We start from the raw sequence: 1,549 nt of genomic DNA on the forward strand, positions 1-1,549 counted from the left end.
GCGCGAGCACGAGGGCGTGCGCGAGGCCGTGGTGGTCGTGCGCGAGGAGCGCCCGGGCACCCAGCGGCTGGTGGCGTACTGGACGGGAGAGGAGGGGGTGGAGGCGGAGGCGCTGCGCCGGCACGCGGGCGAGCGGCTGCCGGAGCACATGGTGCCCGCGGCGTTCGTGCACCTGGTGGCGCTGCCGCTCACGGCGAACGGCAAGGTGGACCGCAGGGCCCTCCCCGCGCCGGAAGGCGACGCGTTCGCGACGCGCGGCTACGAGGCGCCGGTGGGAGAGATGGAGCAGGCGCTCGCGGAGATCTGGCGCGACGTGCTGCGGGTGGAGCAGGTGGGCCGCCGGGACGACTTCTTCGAGCTGGGCGGCCACTCGCTGCTTGCCGTTCGCGTGATCTCGCGCGTGCGACAGGTGCTGGGCGCGGAGGTGAGCATCGGCGACCTGTTCGAGCGCCCGGTGCTGGCCGACTTGGCGCGGGCGCTGGAGACGGCGGCGCGGGCGGCGCTGCCGCCGATCGAGCCGGCGGACCGCTCGGCGCCGCTGCCGCTCTCCTTCGCCCAGCAGCGGCTGTGGTTCGTGGAGCAGCTGGGCAACCTGGGGAGCACATACCACGTTCCCCTGCGGCAGCGGCTGCGCGGCGAGCTGGACGGGGCGGCGCTGGCGCGTGCGCTGGACCGCATCGTGGCCCGCCACGAGGCGCTGCGGACAGTCTTCGCCGAGATGGATGGTGTTCCCGAGCAGCGGATTCCGCAGGCGGGGGAGACCCACTTCCCCCTGGTGGAGCACGACCTCCGTGATCATCCGCAGGCCGGGGCGGAGCTTCGCCGGCTGATGGCGGAGGAGGCGGGCGCGCCCTTCGACCTGGCGCGCGGTCCGCTCATCCGCGGACGGCTGGTCCGGCTGGCGGAGGACGACCACGTGCTGCTCGTCACCATGCACCACATCGTTAGCGACGGGTGGAGCATGGGCGTGTTCACCCGCGAGCTGGGCGCGCTCTACGACGCCTTCCGCCGTGGCGATCCCGATCCGCTTCCCGCACTTCCCATCCAGTACGCGGACTACGCGGTCTGGCAGCGGCGGTGGGTGGAGGGCGAGGTCCTTCGCGAGCAGGCGGAGTACTGGCAGCGGGCGCTCGCCGGCGCGCCGGAGCTGCTGGAGCTGCCCACCGACCATGCGCGGCCGCTGAAGCAGGACTTCTCCGGCGGCGTGGTGAACATCGCGCTGGACGAGGAGCTGACCGCGAGCTTGAAGGCGCTCGGCCAGCGGCACGGCGCGACGCTCTTCATGACGCTGCTGGCTGGCTGGGCGGCTGTGCTGGGCCGCCTGTCGGGGCAGGACGACGTCGTGGTCGGCACGCCGACCGCCAACCGGGGGCGGAGCGAGATCGAGGGATTGATCGGCTTCTTCGTCAACACCCTCGCGCTGCGGGTGAACCTGTCGGAGTCGCCCACCGGGGCGGAGCTGCTGGCGCAGGTGAGGGAGCGGGCGCTGGGCGCGCAGCAGAACCAGGACATCCCCTTCGAGCAGGTGGTGGAGCTCGTCGACCCTGCG

General features: G+C 73.3%; 1 protein-coding gene. It reads left to right on the forward strand.

What is annotated here, in order from left to right:
* The coding region (locus tag VIB55_RS17620) for a condensation domain-containing protein (protein ID WP_331877982.1) at positions 1–1,549 on the forward strand (1,549 nt) is incomplete at both ends.

Source organism: Longimicrobium sp. (assembly GCF_036554565.1).
In the GTDB taxonomy this organism is placed as follows: domain Bacteria; phylum Gemmatimonadota; class Gemmatimonadetes; order Longimicrobiales; family Longimicrobiaceae; genus Longimicrobium.